The following is a 16,453-nucleotide window of genomic DNA, read 5'->3' on the forward strand; positions in this document are numbered from 1 at the left end:
CTTCGTCGACACCCCGCCAGCCTTCAACTGCCAAAACATCCGAACCTTCATCACCGGAACAGGCGGTGTGCCCATCGAATCACCCTCTTTTCTCAGGGTGTTGCGACGTTCCCTTGAGCCCAAGACGGGTGGTAGGGCACGGTCGGCGGTAGCAAAGGCACGGTCGGCGCCTGAAAAGCGCGCGCCCACGGTATTCCCTAGAATCTGAGAGATTCTAATTCGACACGCGGATGTCGATCCAGGTCAACGTCTTTGACGTCGGTAGTGAGCGGCCCGCGTGGCAGGGATCGCTGAAGGGGGTCGTTACAGTTTTTAGGCGCCGGAGCCGATCCGGGGCGTGAAACGAAAGGTGACGGGTGTCATGCGACTGAAGAGACTTGCCCTCCTGCTGGTGGTGCCGCTGTTCGCACTGGGGGTGGCGGCCTGTGGCAGTGACGACTCGGACACCGTCAAGATCGGCGTCGCCGACGCGAGCGAGAGCTACTGGAACGTGTTCAAGGAGAAGGCCTCTGACGAGGGCATCGACGTCGAACTGGTGAACTTCACGGACTACAACCAGCCCAACCCGGCTCTGGCCGAAGGCGAGCTGCAGCTCAACGAGTTCCAGCACTTGCTCTACCTCGCGACCTACAACGCCAAGAACAACCAGAACCTGGTGCCCATCGGCGCCACGGCCGTCTACCCGCTGCCTCTCTACTCGACCAAGCACGCCTCGGTCGACGAGATCCCGCAGGGTGGCAGCGTTGTGATCCCGAACGACCCGACCAACCAGGCACGCGGACTTCTGGTCCTGCAGCAGGCCGGACTCATCTCGCTGAAGAACGGCGGCAACGCGTTCTCGACTCTCGCCGATATCGACGAGGGCGCGTCGAAGGTGAAGGTCACCGCGGTCGACGCCGGTCAGACCGCGCAGAGCCTCGACTCGGTGGACGCCGCGATCGTCAACAACAACTATGCGACCTCGGCCAACCTCGGTGCCGACAAGGTGATCGCGCAGGACGACCCCAACAGCGATATCGCGAAGCCATACATCAACGCCTTTGTGGCACAGGACAAAGACAAGAACAACGCCGACTACCTCAAGCTCACCGAGATCTACCACGATCCCGAGGTCGAGGCTGCTGCCAAGAAGGATCTCGGCGACAGTGGGGTGTTCAAGACGAACCCGCCGACCGAGCTCCAGGAGCTGACCAAGGAACTCGAAGCCCAGGTCAACACCAGCGGTGCCTGAGAAGACACTCGTCGATGCGCCGGCGATCGCTCTGCGCGGGGTCACCAAGAAGTTCCGTAGCCGAAAAGGCAAGGAACTCGTCGCGGTCGACAACGTCTCGCTCGAGGTCGGAGCGGGGACCATCGCCGGTGTCATCGGGTACTCGGGCGCAGGTAAGAGCACACTGGTCCGGCTGATCAACGGTCTCGAGACGGTCGACGAGGGGCAGGTGCTCATCGACGGCGAGGACATCAGCCGGGCCGGTGAGCGGCAGCTGCGACGGGTCCGCGGCGAGATCGGCATGATCTTCCAGCAGTTCAACCTGTTCGGCTCACGCACCGTCGCGGGCAATGTCGAATACCCGCTGAAGGTCGCGGGTGTCCCGCGGGCCGAGCGGACTCAGCGCGTAGCCGAACTGCTCGAATTCGTTGGTATCAGCGATAAATCGAAGCAATACCCGCAGCAACTGTCCGGCGGACAGAAGCAGCGGGTGGGTATCGCCCGCGCCCTGGCGACCAACCCGAAGATCTTGCTCGCCGACGAGGCGACCAGCGCGCTCGACCCGGACACCACCACGGAGATCCTCGGATTGCTCCGCCGGGTGAATCGTCAGTTCGGTACGACCATCGTGGTGATCACGCACGAGATGGACGTGGTGCGCGAAATCTGCGACCACGTGGCGGTTCTCGATTCCGGCACGCTGGCCGAGCACGGGGCGGTGTACGACGTCTTCTCCTCACCGTCGTCACCGATCACCAGGCGCCTCGTCCGTTCGGCGATCGGTGACGTCCCGACAGACGCCGTCCTCGAGCGCCTTCGAAGTCGCCACCACGGTCGGTTACTGACCGTTGCGATTCGCGAATTCGCCGACTCCGCAGGCGATGTGACCGCCTACTTCGCGGTGCCGGGCGTCAACGCCTCGGTGATCTTCGGTGGTATCACCGAACTGTCGAGACGGCCCATCGGGTCGCTGACGTTCGCAGTGCAGGGATCTGACGCCGACATCGATCGCGTCATCGAGCGGCTGCGCACCGTGACAACCGTGACCGAACACGAGCTGACCCAACACCAATCTGCCGAACACACTGTGACAGGGGAGGTGTGAGCATGTTCCTCGGAGACATCATCACCCCGGAGCTGCGCCCGATCCTGTGGGAAGCGGTGATCCAGACCTTCCAACTGGTCGGGTTCACCCTCGTGATCGGCGGCGTGATCGGTCTCGGTCTCGGTGGCTTGCTGTACGCCACCAGGCCGGGCAACCTGCTCGCGAACGCGGCGGTCTATCACACGCTGAACATCGCCGTGAACATCGTGCGGCCCATCCCGTTCATCATCTTCATCACGGCCATGGCACCGCTGACGAAGGAGGTGATGGGTACCCGGATCGGAACCGAGTCGGCGATTTTCCCGATGACGGTCATGGCGGTGTTCGTGATCGGTCGTGTCGTGGAGCAGAACCTGATTGCGGTGGACCCCGGTGTGGTCGAAGCCGCCCGGGCCATGGGCACCAGCCGTACCCGCACCCTGCTGACCGTGGTGATCCCGGAAGGACTGCCGCCGCTGATCCTGGGTTACGCCTTCGTCTTCGTGGCAATCGTCGACATGTCCGCGATGGCGGGGTACGTCGGCGGCGGCGGACTCGGCGATTTCGCCCAGCAGTACGGCTACCAGCAATTCAACTGGAAACTCACGGTCGTCGTCATCGCCATGCTGATCATCTTGGTGCAGCTCGGCCAGCTGTTGGGCAACTGGCTGGCCAAGCGGGCCCTGCATCGGTGATCTCCGTGCCGGCGACTCGGGCACCGATGGCGCCGTTGCCGTAGGTGGCGGCCCGGGGCGCCGGTACTCTGACTCGACGATGACCTCTGCAGCCGATACGCCGGAGCCGACGTCGATGGCGACGCCGGTCACCCGTCGCGGTCTGGCGAAAGCGGCTCGTCGTCGCGAACTCCTGGCTGCCGCCGCGCGGCTGATGGCCGAGCGGGGTTTCGCCGGCGTGCGGCTCGAAGACATCGGTGCGGCCGTCGGTGTGAGTGGGCCCGCCATGTACCGACACTTCTCGGGCAAGGACGCCGTCCTGGCCGAGATGCTCGTCGGCATCTCGCAACGTCTGTACGCCGGTGGACAGGGCGTGCTGGAACGCTCCTTCGGTGACGCCGATGCCCTGGACGGTCTCATCGCCTTCCACGTCAGGTTCGCCACCACCGAGCCCGAACTGATCCGGGTGCAGGATCGGGACATGTCCTCGCTCACCCCCGAAGCCAGACGTGAGGTTCGTCGGCTGCAACGCAAATACGTCGAGTTGTGGACCGACGTCCTTCTCCGATTGCGTGATCCGATGCCCCGTCAAGAGGCCCAGACGAGGGTCCAGGCGGTGTTCGGATTGATCAACTCCTCGCCGCGTCTGCCCGACCTCGAGACGTCGCGGCAGTCGAAATTGTTGACCCTGATGGCCCATTCGGCTTTGTTGAGCTGACGGCTGACCTCAGATATTCCCGGCGCGCCTGTTTCACCCAGTGCGCGCGCAAGGGTTTTGGTCGGCGCCCGGTGCCGACATGGTCGAGGCATGGTTCGAAGTCGCAGCACGCTGCATGTTGCCGTCGAGATCGACGGAGCGGGCGCCCACCCCGCCGCCTGGCGCTTCTGGGGGCGCCCGCCCGCGGAAGTGGTGTCTGCGCAGGCGCTCCGGGATTCGGTGGCGGTCGCCGAGACAGCGGGATTCGCGCTGGTGACCTTTGATGATCGGGTGGTGCCCGCGTCCTCTGTGGACGGCTCGTCCGCGGTCGCCGTGGGCCGCCTGGACAGCGGGACAAAAGCTGCGTTCGCGGCGACGACGACCACGACGGTCGGTCTCGGTCCCACCGTGCAGGCGCTGACCACCGAACCGTTCCACCTCGCCACGGCGCTCGCGAGCCTGGATCACGCCTCGCATGGCCGAGCGGCATGGGTCGTCGGTGTCGACAATTCGCCCGACGTCCACGCCGCCGTGGGCTCGGTGCCACGTGATCCGGCCGCGGCCGTGCGCGAGGCGCGCGACGTCGTCGAGGTCGCTCGCCGGCTGTGGGATTCCTGGGAGGACGACGCGGTGATCCGGGATACCGCCACCGGCCGGTTCCTCGACCCGAACAAGGTGCACCACACCCGATTCGACGGTGAGTTCTTCTCCGTCGTCGGTCCGCTGATCACTCAGCGGCCGCCACAGGGACAGGTCGTCGTCCTCGCCGATGCCTCCCTGGGCATCTCCGCTCAGCTCGATATCGCCTTGGTCGCGGAATCCGATGTCCCGTCGATCGCCGGCTCGGCCGTCGTCGCGGGGGATGCGGGAGCCGCCCTGGTCTTCGCAGAGGTCGAGGTCGTCCTCGACGCCGACGGGGTTTCGGCCGGCCGGCGGTCGGCGGAGCTCGGCGGACATGCGGACTGGCCGGACACCGGCCGGTTCCGTTTCGAGGGGTCGCCCACGGACCTCGTCGAGGCCCTGACCTCGCTGGCGGACGTGGTCGACGGGGTACGGCTGCACCCGGCGGTCACGACCACAGATCTCTATATCCTCGCCCGCGAGGTGATCCCCGCGCTCACCGCATCGGGGGTGCACTCACCCCCGACCCCCGGCGCGACCCTGCGGGAGACGCTGGGTCTGCCGTGGACCGCGAGCCGCTATGTCGGACACCGACGAACTGGAGGCGCATAAGCCATGGTCGACCGCCACGCAACGCCTGACACCGGCGCCCCGTACGACGCCGACGCGCAGATCCACCTCGGTGTCTTCTATCCCGGGGTCGGGCCACAGACGGTCTGGGAAGACCCGAACGCCGCCGATCACGCATCTGCCGACACGTTCGTCGAGGTCGCGACGACCCTGGAACGCGGACTGTTCGACGCGTTCTTCCTCGGCGATGGCCAGCGGGTCCGCGAGAATCGCGGCGACATTCTCTCGACCGACGTCGCCGGGCGACCCGACGCCATCACACAACTATCGGCGCTGATCGCGGCCACCGACAAGATCGGCCTCGTCGCGACGCAGAACACGACCTACTCGCTGCCCACCGATCTGGTCCGGCGGCTGGCAAGTCTGGACATCCTGTCCGACGGACGCGCCGGCTGGAACATCGTGACCACCGACAACGCCTGGACCGGGGAGAACTTCCGGCACGGCGGCTGGCTCGAGCACGAGCGTCGTTACGAGCGCGCCACTCAACTCGTCGACTTCGCGAAGGAATACTGGTCCGCCTGGGGCAACGCCGACGTCGCGAACGACGGCGAGGCCGAGAGTTGGCTGTCGGCAGCACGATCGAGGATCGTCGAGCGTGACACCGACCTCCTTCGGGCCCGGGCGCTACCGACGGTGCCGTCGAGCCGCCAGGGTCGTCCCGTGCTGTTCCAGGCCGGCGACTCCACCGGGGGCCGCGAACTGGCGGCTCGCCATGCCGATGTGGTGTTCTCTGCGAACGCGGAGTTCGATGCAGCAGTGACGTATGCCCGCGATCTGCGTACGCGGCTCGCCGCGTACGGCAGGACACCGGACTCGCTGCGCATCCTTCCCGGGGTCACCCTGGTTCTCGGCGACACCGAGGCGGAGGCGGAAGAAAAGGGGCGGTGGCTGCACGCGAACACCTACAACCCACAACGTTCCCTGGCGTTCCTCGAGCACTACTGGGGCAAGGACTTGTCCGCCTACGACCCGGATGGCCCGCTGCCCGACATCGAACCGGTCGAGGACGAACTCGATCCGAGTCGTGGAACCCTGGCCATCGCTTCTCGGACCGGCAAGCTCGAGCAGATCGAGCAGTGGCGGCTTCTCTCCCAGGACAAGGGCCTGTCGATCCGAGAACTCGTCCTCGAAGTCGCGCCGTCACCGAAATATCACACGGGCACGGCGAGTTCCATCGCTGATCGCTGGGCGGATCTGGTGCGCCATCGGGTTGTCGACGGCTTCAACATCAATCCCTACCACCTGCTCGATTCGGTCAACGACCTCGTCGACAAGCTGGTACCCGCCCTGCAAGACCGGGGCGTGTACCGGACGGAGTACACGACCACGACCCTGCGCGAGCACCTCGCGTTGCCGCCCCTCTGACCTCCGTTTGCGGGATCAGATGCCCAGGGCCGCCGACTGTTCAGCGACCGCGGCCCGATAGCGCTCGACGTTGCCCATCTTGATGTCCTCGTAGCCCCGGACCATGTCCGGCAGATCCGCGAGGGCGATGACGTTGCGGCGCTGGGGAGCACCGACTGTGCCGTCGGCCATGGCGGTGAGCACGCGGGTGATCATGTCCCGGTACTCACCGATGAGCGCACGTTCGGTCTGGCGCACCTCGGCGCGACCGAACGGATCGAGCTTGGTGCCGCGCAGGCGCTTTGCCTTGGCCAGCGCCGACATCGCGGGCACACCCCAGCGACCGATGGCGATCTTGTTCTTCATGCCCAGTGCCCGCAGCGTCGGTGGGTGCAGGCGTACCGCGACCTTGGCGTCGGGACCGAACTGCTCGGCGACCTCGGTGGCGAATGCGGTGTCCTGGGTGAGCCGGGCAACCTCGTACTCATCCTTGTATGCCATGAGCTTGAACAGGTTCCGGGCCACGGTGTCGGTGAGCCCAGACGCCGTGGGATCACCCTCGGCGCGGGCGACCCGTTCGACGAACCGCGCGTAATCGGTCGCGTAGTCGAGATCCTGGTATTCGGCGAGTTCGTCGATACGGCGTTGCACGGTGGCGATCACCTCAGGGCTCGCGGTCGAGATCGATGCTGTCAGAGCGACCGCCTGGGCACTGGGCCGCCAGGGCGGCGGTGCCGGGTGCGTTTCCGTGATGGCCGCGCTGACAGCGTCGCGGTCGGCGACGACCTGACGGCCACGACGGAATGCCTGCAGGTTGCGCTCGGTCGCGACACCGTTGAGGTCGATGGCCCGCTCGATCGAATCGGCTGAGATCGGCATCGCCCCGGACTGATAGGCCGCGCCGACCATCAGCATGTTCGCGAACTGCTCGTCACCGAACAGGTCGAGGGTGAGTGCTCCCGAGTCGATGTAGATGCCACGGCGAACGGATCGGTTGATCGACGACGAGATCTCCGAATCCGCCGGATACGAGACCGAGGTGTCGATGACCATGGCGCCGGTCGGGATCTTCGTGGTGGAGACGACCGCTGTCGTCTTGTCCGGTGAGGCGACCTTCAGGTTTGCCGGGTCGACCCCGACCAGACCGTCACACGAGAGGTAGAGGTCGCAATCGCCGGAGGCGACCTTGGCGGCCTGCTCGACGACGCGGGCGCTGACCTTCACATCGCTGACCACGGCACCGCCCTTCTGCGCGAGCCCGGTCATGTCGACGGTGCGGGAGACATGCCCGTCCAGGACTGCGGCGGTGGCGATGATCTGCGACACCGTCACCACGCCTGTCCCACCGATTCCGGTGACGCGCAACGTGAAACCGTCGTTGATGTCCTTCGTGACCGACGGGGCGGGCAGGACGCCGGCCGCTATGTCCGAGACGGTCTGGCGCACCCGTTCCTTCTCTGACGGGGTGACGGTGACAAATGACGGGCAGTCTCCCTTGAGGCACGAGAAGTCGAGATTGCACGAACTCTGGTCGATATGGGTCTTGCGTCCGAAGTCCGTCTCCACCGGATGCACCGACAGACAGTTGCTCTTCTCGCCGCAATCGCCACAGCCCTCACAGATGCGCTCGTTGATCATCACCCGCTGCTTCGGCGTCTCGGCTTTGCCGCGCTTGCGCTTACGGCGCTTCTCCGCCGCACAGGCCTGGTCATGGATGAGCACGGTGACACCGGGCGTGCTCGCGAGATCTTGCTGGATCCGCATCATCTCCTCCCGGGGCCGTACCTCGACGCCACCGGGCAGACCGAGAGAGCGTGTGCGGATGGGATCGTCGGAGGTGACGACCACCTTCTGGACCCGTTCGGCCAGCAGCAGATTGACGATCTGGGGCAGTGTCATCTGGCCGACGGGATCTTGCCCGCCCGTCATGGCCACGGTGCCGTTGAACAGCAGCTTGTAGGTGATGTTGGCGCCCGAGGCCACCGCGGACCGTACGGCCAGCGATCCCGAGTGCATGAAGGTGCCGTCACCGATGTTCTGGACGAAATGGTGTTCGTCCACGAACGGCGACATGCCGAGCCACTGTGCGCCCTCGCCGCCCATCTGGGTCACCCCGGCGATCTCACCCACCTGGGAGGGATCCATGAGCAGAACCATGGCGTGACAACCGATCCCGGCACCCACGAGCGTGCCATCGGCAACCTTGGTGGAGCTGTTGTGGGGACATCCCGAGCAGAAGTAGGGCGTTCGTACCGCCAGGGGCAGTTCGATGCGGCCACGGCCACGCCCCTTCGTCTCGAGCCAGTTCATGGCGGCCGGGACACGGTGCTGCTTGCCCAGCCGATTCGCGAGCCCGCGGGTGACCGAGTCGATGTCGAGTTCGCCGAACCGGGAGAACAGCGTCGAGCCGTCCTCGTTGGTCTTGCCCACGATGTTGGGTACGTCCGGGCGGCGGAAGAGGATGTCGCGCATCATCGTCTCGAGAAAGTCGCGCTTCTCCTCGACCACGATGACCTCGTCGAGACCGGAGATGAAGTCGTTCATGATCTCGCGCTCGAACGGGTAGACCATGCCCATCTTGAGGATGCGGATCCCGAGCCCGGCCAGTTCGTCATCGCTGATGCCGATGAGCCGCAGGGCTTCCCGGACATCCATGTAGGTCTTACCTGCCGCGACGATCCCGATGCGGTCGTCGGCGGTGCGAGCGGTGATCCGGTTGAGCCGGTTGACGCGGGCGTACTCCATGGCCCGCGGCAGGCGGGTGGTGAGCTGATTCTGCTCGAGTTCCATCAGGTTGGCGCCCAGCAATTTTCCGCTGGGAACGTGCGGGCTCGTGCCGAGATCTCCGTACACGGGGAGGATGCGATCGGGGTGCACGTCGGCGGTGGAGGCGCCGTCGGCGACATGGGCGGAGATCTTCAGCGACGTCCACAGGCCGGACACGCGGGACATAATGGCGGCGTGCACACCGAGATCGAGGATGTCCTGCGAATCGGCGGGGTACAAGATCGGCATGTACAGGTCGGCGAGAGCCATCTCGGACGCGCAGGGAACGGTCGAACTCTTCGCACCCGGGTCGTCGCCGACCAGCGCGACGGCACCACCCGTGGGGTGGGTGCCGATGATGTTGGCGTGCCGCAGGGCGTCGGTGGCGCGGTCGAGACCCGGCGCCTTCCCGTACCAGTAGCCGACGATGCCCTGGGTTGTTCCGGCAAGCGTGCCGACCTGGGCGGCCACCTGTGAGCCCATCACCGACGTGGCGGCGATCTCCTCGTTGAGGCCGGGGCGGTGCACGACGTCGAAGGGTGCGAGGTACTGCGCTCGGCGGGCGATCTCCAGGTCATAACCCGCCAACGGCGAGCCCTCGTAGCCCGAGATGAACGAGGCGGTGTCGAGATTCTGGCGTCGATCTAGTTTCGCGCGGTCACGGACCATCCGGACCAGGGCCTGGATACCGGTGAGATACACGGTTCCGGTCTCTCTGGTGTACCGGTCATCGAGCGAGAAGGATTCCACGGGCGAAGCGTTGCCGCCGAGTGGATCGCGATCGTGATCGCCTTCGTTGTGGTGCTGCGTTGCGAGGGTCATGGGTGTTTCCCGGCTCTCTATGTTGTTGTTCCGCCCCGGGGGTGGTGGGGCGAGGACGTGCTTTCGGTAGTGCCGATCGTACTGCACTGTGACCGTGGTCACGAGAGTGTGGGTTGGGTAGTGAGTGGGTCGGGTTTGTTTCTTCGTCTCACCAGCTGTGTTTTTTCGCTCCGCTTCGCTACGCGGGGCGTGCGGCCCTTTATCGCGTGCTCTTCCTCAGTCGACTCAGTCGCTGCGCTCCCTCGCTCCCTCGTCCAGAGCACGCGGGCCACACGCGGGCGGGGCGAGTTCGCCTTGCTCACCGCCCCGGTAAGCCGGCGTCCCGAGAACGCGCCTATCGAGTGTCAGGGCCGGGGCGTTCTGACCCCGGATTGTGACGAATCACGTGACAATGGACTTGCCAGCGCTTATGGTGATTTCAGTTAATCGCTCCTAACTGAAAGGAGTGGACATTGGTGTCCACGACGGCAGCCACAGCCCAGTGGCGGCAGGCGCACGAGAGCAATCTCGTCGAACTGCGGCGCCGACTCGATCGCGTCGCTCTGGGTGGGGGCGACAAGGCGCGTGAGCGCCACCTCAGCCGCGGCAAGCTGCTCCCGCGGGATCGCATCGACACGCTGCTCGACGCCGGTAGCCCATTCCTCGAGATAGCACCGCTCGCAGCCGAGGACATGTACGGCGGAAAGGTGCCTGCCGCCGGTGTGATCGCCGGCATCGGCCGCGTCGCCGGCCGCGAATGCCTGATCATCGCCAATGACGCCACCGTTTCCGGCGGCACCTACTACCCGGTGACGGTCAAAAAGCATCTCCGGGCGCAGGAGATCGCCGCCGCCAACAGGTTGCCCTGCATCTACCTGGTCGACTCCGGCGGTGCGATGCTGCTCCAGCAGGACGAGGTGTTCCCCGATCGCGACCATTTCGGTCGGATCTTCTTCAGTCAGGCCAACATGAGTGCCGCGGGCATTCCGCAGATCTCGGCTGTCCTGGGATCGTCTACCGCCGGCGGCGCCTACGTGCCTGCGATGAGCGACGAGACGGTGATCGTCCGCGATCAGGGCACGATCTTCCTGGCGGGTCCACCGCTGGTGAAAGCAGCCACCGGTGAAGATGTCACCGCCGAGGACCTCGGTGGGGGACTGATGCATTCGACCGTCTCCGGCGTCACCGATCACCTCGCCGACAACGACGAGGACGCCCTCGAGCGGGTCCGGGGTATTGTCGCCACGCTCGGTCCCGTGGAACCGGCGCAGTGGGAGGTCGAGCCGATCCGCGAGCCACGTGTGCCGCAAACCGACCTCTACGATGTGGTCCCCACGGACGCACGAACACCATACGACGTGCGCGCGGTCATCGAGATCATCTCCGACGGAGGCGAATACAACGAGTTCAAGGAGGGGTACGGCACCTCACTGGTGACCGCTTTCGCCCACATCCACGGTCATCCGGTCGGCATCATCGCCAACAACGGCGTCCTGTTCAGTGAGAGCGCACTCAAAGGAGCGCACTTCATCGAACTGTGTGACAAACGCAAGATCCCGCTCGTGTTCCTGCAGAACATCACCGGATTCATGGTGGGCAAAGAGTACGAGCAGGGTGGTATCGCGAAGAACGGCGCCAAGATGGTGACCGCGGTGGCCTGCGCGCGGGTGCCCAAGTTCACCGTGATGATCGGCGGATCTTTCGGGGCGGGTAACTATTCGATGTGTGGCAGGTCGTATTCGCCGCGTTTCCTGTGGATGTGGCCGAACGCCCGCATCTCGGTGATGGGTGGCCCACAGGCCGCCGACACCCTGGCCACCGTGCGTCGCAATCAGATCGAACGTGGCGGGGACGAATGGTCGAGCGAGGACGAAGAACAGTTCAAATCGCCGATTCGCGAACAGTTCGAACGCCAATCCGACGCCTACTACTCGACCGCGCGACTCTGGGATGACGGTGTGATCGACCCCGCCGATACCCGTACTGTTCTCGGACTGGCACTCGCTGCAGCGCGTCACGCGCCGCTCGCGCCGGTCTCCTATGGCGTCTTCCGGATGTGAGTGAGATGACAACGATCAACAAGGTCCTCATCGCCAACCGCGGCGAGATCGCGTGCCGGGTGATCCGAACGCTCAAGGCGTCCGGGATCCGAAGTGTGGCCGTCTATTCCGATGTCGATTCCGATGCGCTGCACGTGCGTCTCGCCGACGAAGCGGTGCGGATCGGTCCGGCTGCGGCGACCGAGAGCTATCTGAGCGTCGACGCGGTGATCGGTGCGGCCCAGCGGGTGGGTGCCGACGCGGTGCATCCCGGCTACGGCTTCCTCTCCGAGAACTCAGCTTTCGCCAAGGCACTGGCGGAGGCATCGATCATCTTCCTGGGGCCGCCTGCGACGGCCATCGAGGTGATGGGCGACAAGATCGCGGCGCGTGCCGCGGTGTCCGAGCGTGATGTCCCCGTGGTTCCCGGGATCTCGCGCCCGGGGCTCACCGATGACGAATTGATCGGTGCCGCATCCGATATCGGCTTCCCCGTGCTGATCAAGCCCAGTGCCGGTGGTGGCGGCAAAGGTATGCACCGGGTCGCCGATCCGGCTGAACTACCCGCCGCGTTGCGCACCGCACGACGGGAGGCCGCTGCCGCGTTCGGCGACGACACACTCTTCATGGAGCGGTTCGTCGACACACCGCGGCACATCGAGGTCCAGGTCCTCGCCGACAACCACGGCAACGTGGTTCACCTCGGTGAACGCGAGTGCTCTCTGCAACGCCGCCATCAAAAGGTCATCGAAGAGGCGCCGTCGGTATTGCTGGACGAGGTCACCCGGGCGCGAATAGGGGCCGCAGCGTGCGATGCCGCGCGATCGGTCGGCTACACCGGCGCCGGGACCGTGGAGTTCATCGTCTCCGCGCACAAGCCCGACGAGTTCTTCTTCATGGAGATGAACACTCGTCTGCAGGTGGAACATCCGGTCACCGAGCTGGTCACGGGCATCGATCTGGTCGATTGGCAGTTGCGCGTTGCGGCCGGTGAGAAGCTCGACTTCGGGCAGGACGACGTCACGATGACCGGGCACGCGATCGAAGCCCGGGTGTATGCGGAAGATCCGGCAGCAGGCTTTCTCCCCACGGGTGGACCTCTGCTGTTGGTCGACGAACCGTCGGGGCCCGGCATCCGTGTCGATTCGGGCATGATCACCGGTGGTGTGGTCGGTAGTGACTACGACCCCATGCTCGCCAAGGTGATCGTCCACGGGACGGATCGGGACGATGCCATCGATCGACTCCGGGCCGCGCTCGCCGACACGCACGTGCTGGGCCTGCAGACGAACATCGACTTCTGCGACTTCGTTCTCGATCAGCCGAAGGTGCGTTCCGGTGATCTCGACACCGAGCTCCTCGACCGGTTGATCGTGGACTACCAGCCGGCGCCGGTGCCTCCGGAAGCGTTGGCACTCATCGGACTACACCGCGTCCGGCAGGCCCGGCAGGGCGGTTCACCGTGGACCTCCCAGGTCGGCTGGCGGATCGGCGGCGCGGCACCGACTCGCACCCGACTGCAGGTGGGCGATGACGTGGTGACCGTGAACGTCACCGGACCTGAGACCGACGCGCACGTGAGCGTCGGGGACTGGACCGCCAACGCATCGCTGGTCGGTGAGCGACTCACGATCGACGGTGCGGGCGGGCGCTGGCTGATCGCCGAGACCAAGCCGACCTCGCAGCTCGAACACGTCACCGACACCGATCACACCTACTGGGTCAGCGGAACGGTCGCAGGCGCAACCGGCACGTGGCAAGTCGGCAAGGCGCGGATTCTCAAGGCGTCCGGCGCGACCGAAGCCCTCGGCGTGATCACCAGTCCGATGCCCGGAACCGTTGTCGCCGTCATCAATGCCGGCGGTGACGCGGTCGGGGCCGGTGAACCGGTGTTGGTGGTCGAGGCGATGAAGATGGAACACACCCTGACCGCCCCGCGCTCCGGTGATCTCACTGTGAACGTGGGGGTCGGCGACAAGGTCACCTCCGGACAAACTCTGGCAACGGTGACCGAGAACTCGGAAGGAACCCCCGCATGAGCGTGACCGATGACCTGACAACGGAATACGACGAACTCCGCAAGACCGTTGCTGATTTCGCGAAGTCCGTGGTGGCGCCGGTGTCGGCGAAGCACGATGCAGAACACAGTTTTCCGTACGACGTGGTGCGCCAGATGGGCGAGATGGGCTTGTTCGGGCTGCCTTTCCCGGAAGAGTACGGCGGCATGGGCGGCGACTATTTTGCGCTGTCCCTCGCTCTCGAGGAACTCGGGAAGGTCGATCAATCGGTGGCCATCACGCTGGAAGCCGGGGTAGGGCTGGGCGCGATGCCCATCTACCGATTCGGCAGTGAAGAGCAGAAGCAGACCTGGCTGCCTGATTTGACCGCTGGCCGTGCGCTGGCCGGCTTCGGACTGACAGAGCCCGGTGCGGGGTCGGATGCCGGAGCGACGGCCACGACCGCCAAAGAAGACGGTGATCACTGGATCATCAACGGCTCCAAACAGTTCATCACCAATTCCGGTACCGACATCACCTCGCTGGTGACGGTCACCGCAGTCACCGGCGACCGTGCACCCGGTCCGGACGGACGACCGCGCAAGGAGCTCTCCACCATCATCGTGCCCAGCGGCACAACCGGATTCGTGGCCGAACCTGCCTACAACAAAGTCGGTTGGAATGCCTCCGACACACACCCACTGAGCTTCTCCGACGCCAGGGTTCCCCTGGAAAACCTGCTGGGCGAGCGCGGCCGTGGGTACGCGAATTTCTTGTCGATCCTCGACGAGGGTCGGATCGCCATCGCGGCGTTGGCGACGGGCGTGGCACAGGGCTGCGTCGATGAAAGCGTGAAGTACGCCAAGGAGCGGCAATCGTTCGGTAAGGCGATCGGCGAATACCAGTCGGTGGCGTTCACCATCGCGCGGATGGAAGCGAGGGCTCACACCGCGCGGACCGCGTACTATCACGCTGCCTCGAAAATGCTTGCCGGCAAGCCCTTCAAGAAGGAAGCGGCCATCGCCAAGATGGTGTCCAGTGAGGCCGCGATGGACAATGCCCGTGCGGCCACCCAGATTCACGGTGGCTACGGATTCATGAACGAGTACCCGGTTGCGCGCCATTATCGGGATTCGAAGATCCTCGAGATCGGCGAAGGAACCACTGAGGTGCAACTCATGCTGATCGCGCGGGAACTGGGGTTCTCATGAGCGACACCCCTCAGGCATCCGGACAGCCCAGACGGGTGACTCAGCGCGGCTTGTGGTTCGACGAGTTCGAGGTCGACACGGTGTACGAGCACAGACCCGGGCGCACGGTGACCGAAGCCGACAACGTACTGTTCACCACACTGACCATGAACTCCCAAGCGCTGCACCTCGATGCTGCTTTCGCCGCAACCCAGCCGGGATTCGGCGGGGAGCGCCTTGTGAACTCGATGTTCACGCTCTCGACGATCGTCGGACTGTCGGTGAGCCAGTTGACGCAGGGAACGCTGGTTGCGAACCTGGGCTTTTCAGAGATCGCCTTCCCCAAACCGATGTTCCACGGCGACACCCTGTATGCCGAAACGGTCTGCACGGGAAAACGGGAAAGCAAATCGCGGCCGGGCGAAGGCGTGGTGTCATTGCGACATATCGGAAAGAACCAGCACGGCGATGTTGTGGCCATCGCACAGCGTTCGACTTTGATACGCAAGGAACCGTAACAACACCACACAGGAGGAACCACGGTGACGAACTGGAGCCCACCCGGTCCGGCGATTTTGTTCTGCCCGGCCGACCGACCGGAGCGATACGCCAAGGCGGCCGAGCGGGCCGACGCCGTCATCATCGATCTCGAGGATGCCGTTCGCGCCGAGGCGCGTGACGGGGCCCGCGAAGCACTGATCAGCACGCCGATCGATCCGAACGTCACCATCGTGCGGATCAACTCCGCGGGCACCGGCGATCACTTCAGGGACATCAAAGCGCTCGCACAGACCGACTACCGCGTGGTCATGCTGGCCAAGGCGGAGAGCGCCGAGGAAGTCGCCGGCGTCGGGTACCAGGTGATCGCGCTGATCGAGACACCGACGGGTGCCATGCACGCCGACGAGATCGCGGCGGCGCCCAATTGCATCGGACTCATGTGGGGCGCCGAGGACCTGGTCGCCTCGATGGGTGGTCGCTCGAGTCGTTTCACCGCCGCGGAGGACAACACCGGGCGTTATCGCGATGTGGTGCGTCAGGTCCGGGCGATGGTTCGGTTGGCGTGCGCGACCCATGGCCGCTTCGCCATCGACGCAGTGCACATCGAGATCGCCGACACCGACGGTCTGCACGCCGAGGCGCTGGACGCGGTGAACCTGGGTTACGAGGCCACCGCGTGCATCCATCCGTCACAGGTGGAGATCGTGCGCTCCGCGTATCGCCCGACCGAGGGCGAGGTTAGTTGGGCCAGGGAAGTTCTCGAAGCCGCGGAGAACAACCCCGGGGGTGTTTTCAGGGTGGGGAATCAGATGATCGATTCGCCGTTGCTCGGTCAGGCGGAGGCGATCATGCGCCGAGCCGAGTCCATCGGCACATAGAACAACCAGGAGCGTCGA

General features: G+C 65.2%; 13 protein-coding genes. 11 read left to right on the plus strand and 2 right to left on the minus strand.

What is annotated here, in order from left to right; all coding sequences use genetic code 11:
• A partial coding sequence (locus tag J3S28_RS22470) for a hypothetical protein (protein ID WP_207843122.1) occupies positions 1–189 on the minus strand: 189 nt, incomplete at its 3' end.
• A gap of 172 nt (positions 190–361) precedes the next feature.
• On the opposite strand from J3S28_RS22470, the gene J3S28_RS22475 reads away from it, so the two are divergent.
• The 6 genes from J3S28_RS22475 to J3S28_RS22500 all read left to right on the plus strand — a co-directional run bounded on the left by J3S28_RS22475 (position 362) and on the right by J3S28_RS22500 (position 6,284).
• On the plus strand, positions 362–1,231 hold the full coding sequence (locus J3S28_RS22475; protein WP_207843123.1) for a MetQ/NlpA family ABC transporter substrate-binding protein: 870 nt from the start codon (positions 362–364) through the stop codon (positions 1,229–1,231).
• A complete protein-coding gene (locus J3S28_RS22480) occupies positions 1,224–2,315 on the plus strand; it encodes a methionine ABC transporter ATP-binding protein (protein ID WP_207843124.1) in 1,092 nt (363 codons plus the stop codon). Before J3S28_RS22475 ends, J3S28_RS22480 begins: the two co-directional genes overlap by 8 nt.
• A 2-nt stretch (positions 2,316–2,317) precedes the next feature.
• Entirely contained in the window at positions 2,318–2,989 is a 672-nt protein-coding gene (locus J3S28_RS22485; protein WP_207843126.1) for a methionine ABC transporter permease, read from the plus strand.
• 79 nt (positions 2,990–3,068) lie between these two features.
• Entirely contained in the window at positions 3,069–3,686 is a 618-nt protein-coding gene (locus J3S28_RS22490; RefSeq protein ID WP_207843128.1) for a TetR/AcrR family transcriptional regulator, read from the plus strand.
• Between the two features lie 90 nt (positions 3,687–3,776).
• Positions 3,777–4,898: an LLM class flavin-dependent oxidoreductase gene (locus J3S28_RS22495; RefSeq protein WP_207843130.1), complete on the plus strand. Its 1,122-nt coding sequence runs from the start codon at positions 3,777–3,779 to the stop codon at positions 4,896–4,898.
• Between the two features lie 3 nt (positions 4,899–4,901).
• Positions 4,902–6,284 carry an NtaA/DmoA family FMN-dependent monooxygenase gene (locus tag J3S28_RS22500; RefSeq protein ID WP_207843133.1) on the plus strand — a complete coding sequence of 461 codons (1,383 nt, stop codon included), beginning with the start codon at positions 4,902–4,904 and terminating at the stop codon, positions 6,282–6,284.
• Between the two features lie 15 nt (positions 6,285–6,299).
• On the opposite strand, the gene J3S28_RS22505 is transcribed toward J3S28_RS22500, so the two are convergent.
• On the minus strand, positions 6,300–9,851 hold the full coding sequence (locus J3S28_RS22505; RefSeq protein WP_207843134.1) for an indolepyruvate ferredoxin oxidoreductase family protein: 3,552 nt from the start codon (positions 9,849–9,851) through the stop codon (positions 6,300–6,302).
• A 455-nt stretch (positions 9,852–10,306) separates the two neighbouring features.
• On the opposite strand from J3S28_RS22505, the gene J3S28_RS22510 reads away from it, so the two are divergent.
• The 5 genes from J3S28_RS22510 to J3S28_RS22530 are packed head-to-tail and all read left to right on the plus strand — an operon-like array spanning position 10,307 to position 16,435.
• Positions 10,307–11,890: a carboxyl transferase domain-containing protein gene (locus tag J3S28_RS22510; RefSeq protein ID WP_372436063.1), complete on the plus strand. Its 1,584-nt coding sequence runs from the start codon at positions 10,307–10,309 to the stop codon at positions 11,888–11,890.
• A 5-nt stretch (positions 11,891–11,895) separates the two neighbouring features.
• Positions 11,896–13,908, plus strand: coding sequence for an acetyl/propionyl/methylcrotonyl-CoA carboxylase subunit alpha (locus tag J3S28_RS22515; protein ID WP_207843136.1), 2,013 nt, complete (start codon positions 11,896–11,898; stop codon positions 13,906–13,908).
• Complete coding sequence (locus J3S28_RS22520; RefSeq protein WP_207843138.1) at positions 13,905–15,077, plus strand: acyl-CoA dehydrogenase family protein; 1,173 nt, start codon at positions 13,905–13,907, stop codon at positions 15,075–15,077. The genes J3S28_RS22515 and J3S28_RS22520 overlap by 4 nt, the downstream gene beginning before the upstream one ends.
• Positions 15,074–15,574 (plus strand): MaoC family dehydratase, encoded by a 501-nt coding sequence (locus J3S28_RS22525; protein WP_207843139.1) that lies wholly within the window; start codon positions 15,074–15,076, stop codon positions 15,572–15,574. Before J3S28_RS22520 ends, J3S28_RS22525 begins: the two co-directional genes overlap by 4 nt.
• A 24-nt stretch (positions 15,575–15,598) precedes the next feature.
• A complete protein-coding gene (locus J3S28_RS22530) occupies positions 15,599–16,435 on the plus strand; it encodes an HpcH/HpaI aldolase/citrate lyase family protein (protein ID WP_207843140.1) in 837 nt (278 codons plus the stop codon).
• Positions 16,436–16,453: the final 18 nt, after the last annotated feature.

The sequence above is a fragment of the Williamsia soli genome (assembly GCF_017377795.1).
Taxonomy (GTDB): Bacteria; Actinomycetota; Actinomycetes; order Mycobacteriales; family Mycobacteriaceae; genus Williamsia; species Williamsia soli.

Bases quoted from the DNA above. Each gene is read 5' to 3' on its own strand.
- J3S28_RS22490 (WP_207843128.1), top strand. From the start codon at position 3,069: ATGACCTCTGCAGCCGATACGCCGGAGCCGACGTCGATGGCGACGCCG.
- J3S28_RS22485 (WP_207843126.1), top strand. From the start codon at position 2,318: ATGTTCCTCGGAGACATCATCACCCCGGAGCTGCGCCCGATCCTGTGG.
- J3S28_RS22520 (WP_207843138.1), top strand. From the start codon at position 13,905: ATGAGCGTGACCGATGACCTGACAACGGAATACGACGAACTCCGCAAG.
- J3S28_RS22495 (WP_207843130.1), top strand. From the start codon at position 3,777: ATGGTTCGAAGTCGCAGCACGCTGCATGTTGCCGTCGAGATCGACGGA.
- J3S28_RS22500 (WP_207843133.1), top strand. From the start codon at position 4,902: ATGGTCGACCGCCACGCAACGCCTGACACCGGCGCCCCGTACGACGCC.
- J3S28_RS22475 (WP_207843123.1), top strand. From the start codon at position 362: ATGCGACTGAAGAGACTTGCCCTCCTGCTGGTGGTGCCGCTGTTCGCA.
- J3S28_RS22505 (WP_207843134.1), bottom strand. From the start codon at position 9,851: ATGACCCTCGCAACGCAGCACCACAACGAAGGCGATCACGATCGCGAT.
- J3S28_RS22525 (WP_207843139.1), top strand. From the start codon at position 15,074: ATGAGCGACACCCCTCAGGCATCCGGACAGCCCAGACGGGTGACTCAG.
- J3S28_RS22515 (WP_207843136.1), top strand. From the start codon at position 11,896: ATGACAACGATCAACAAGGTCCTCATCGCCAACCGCGGCGAGATCGCG.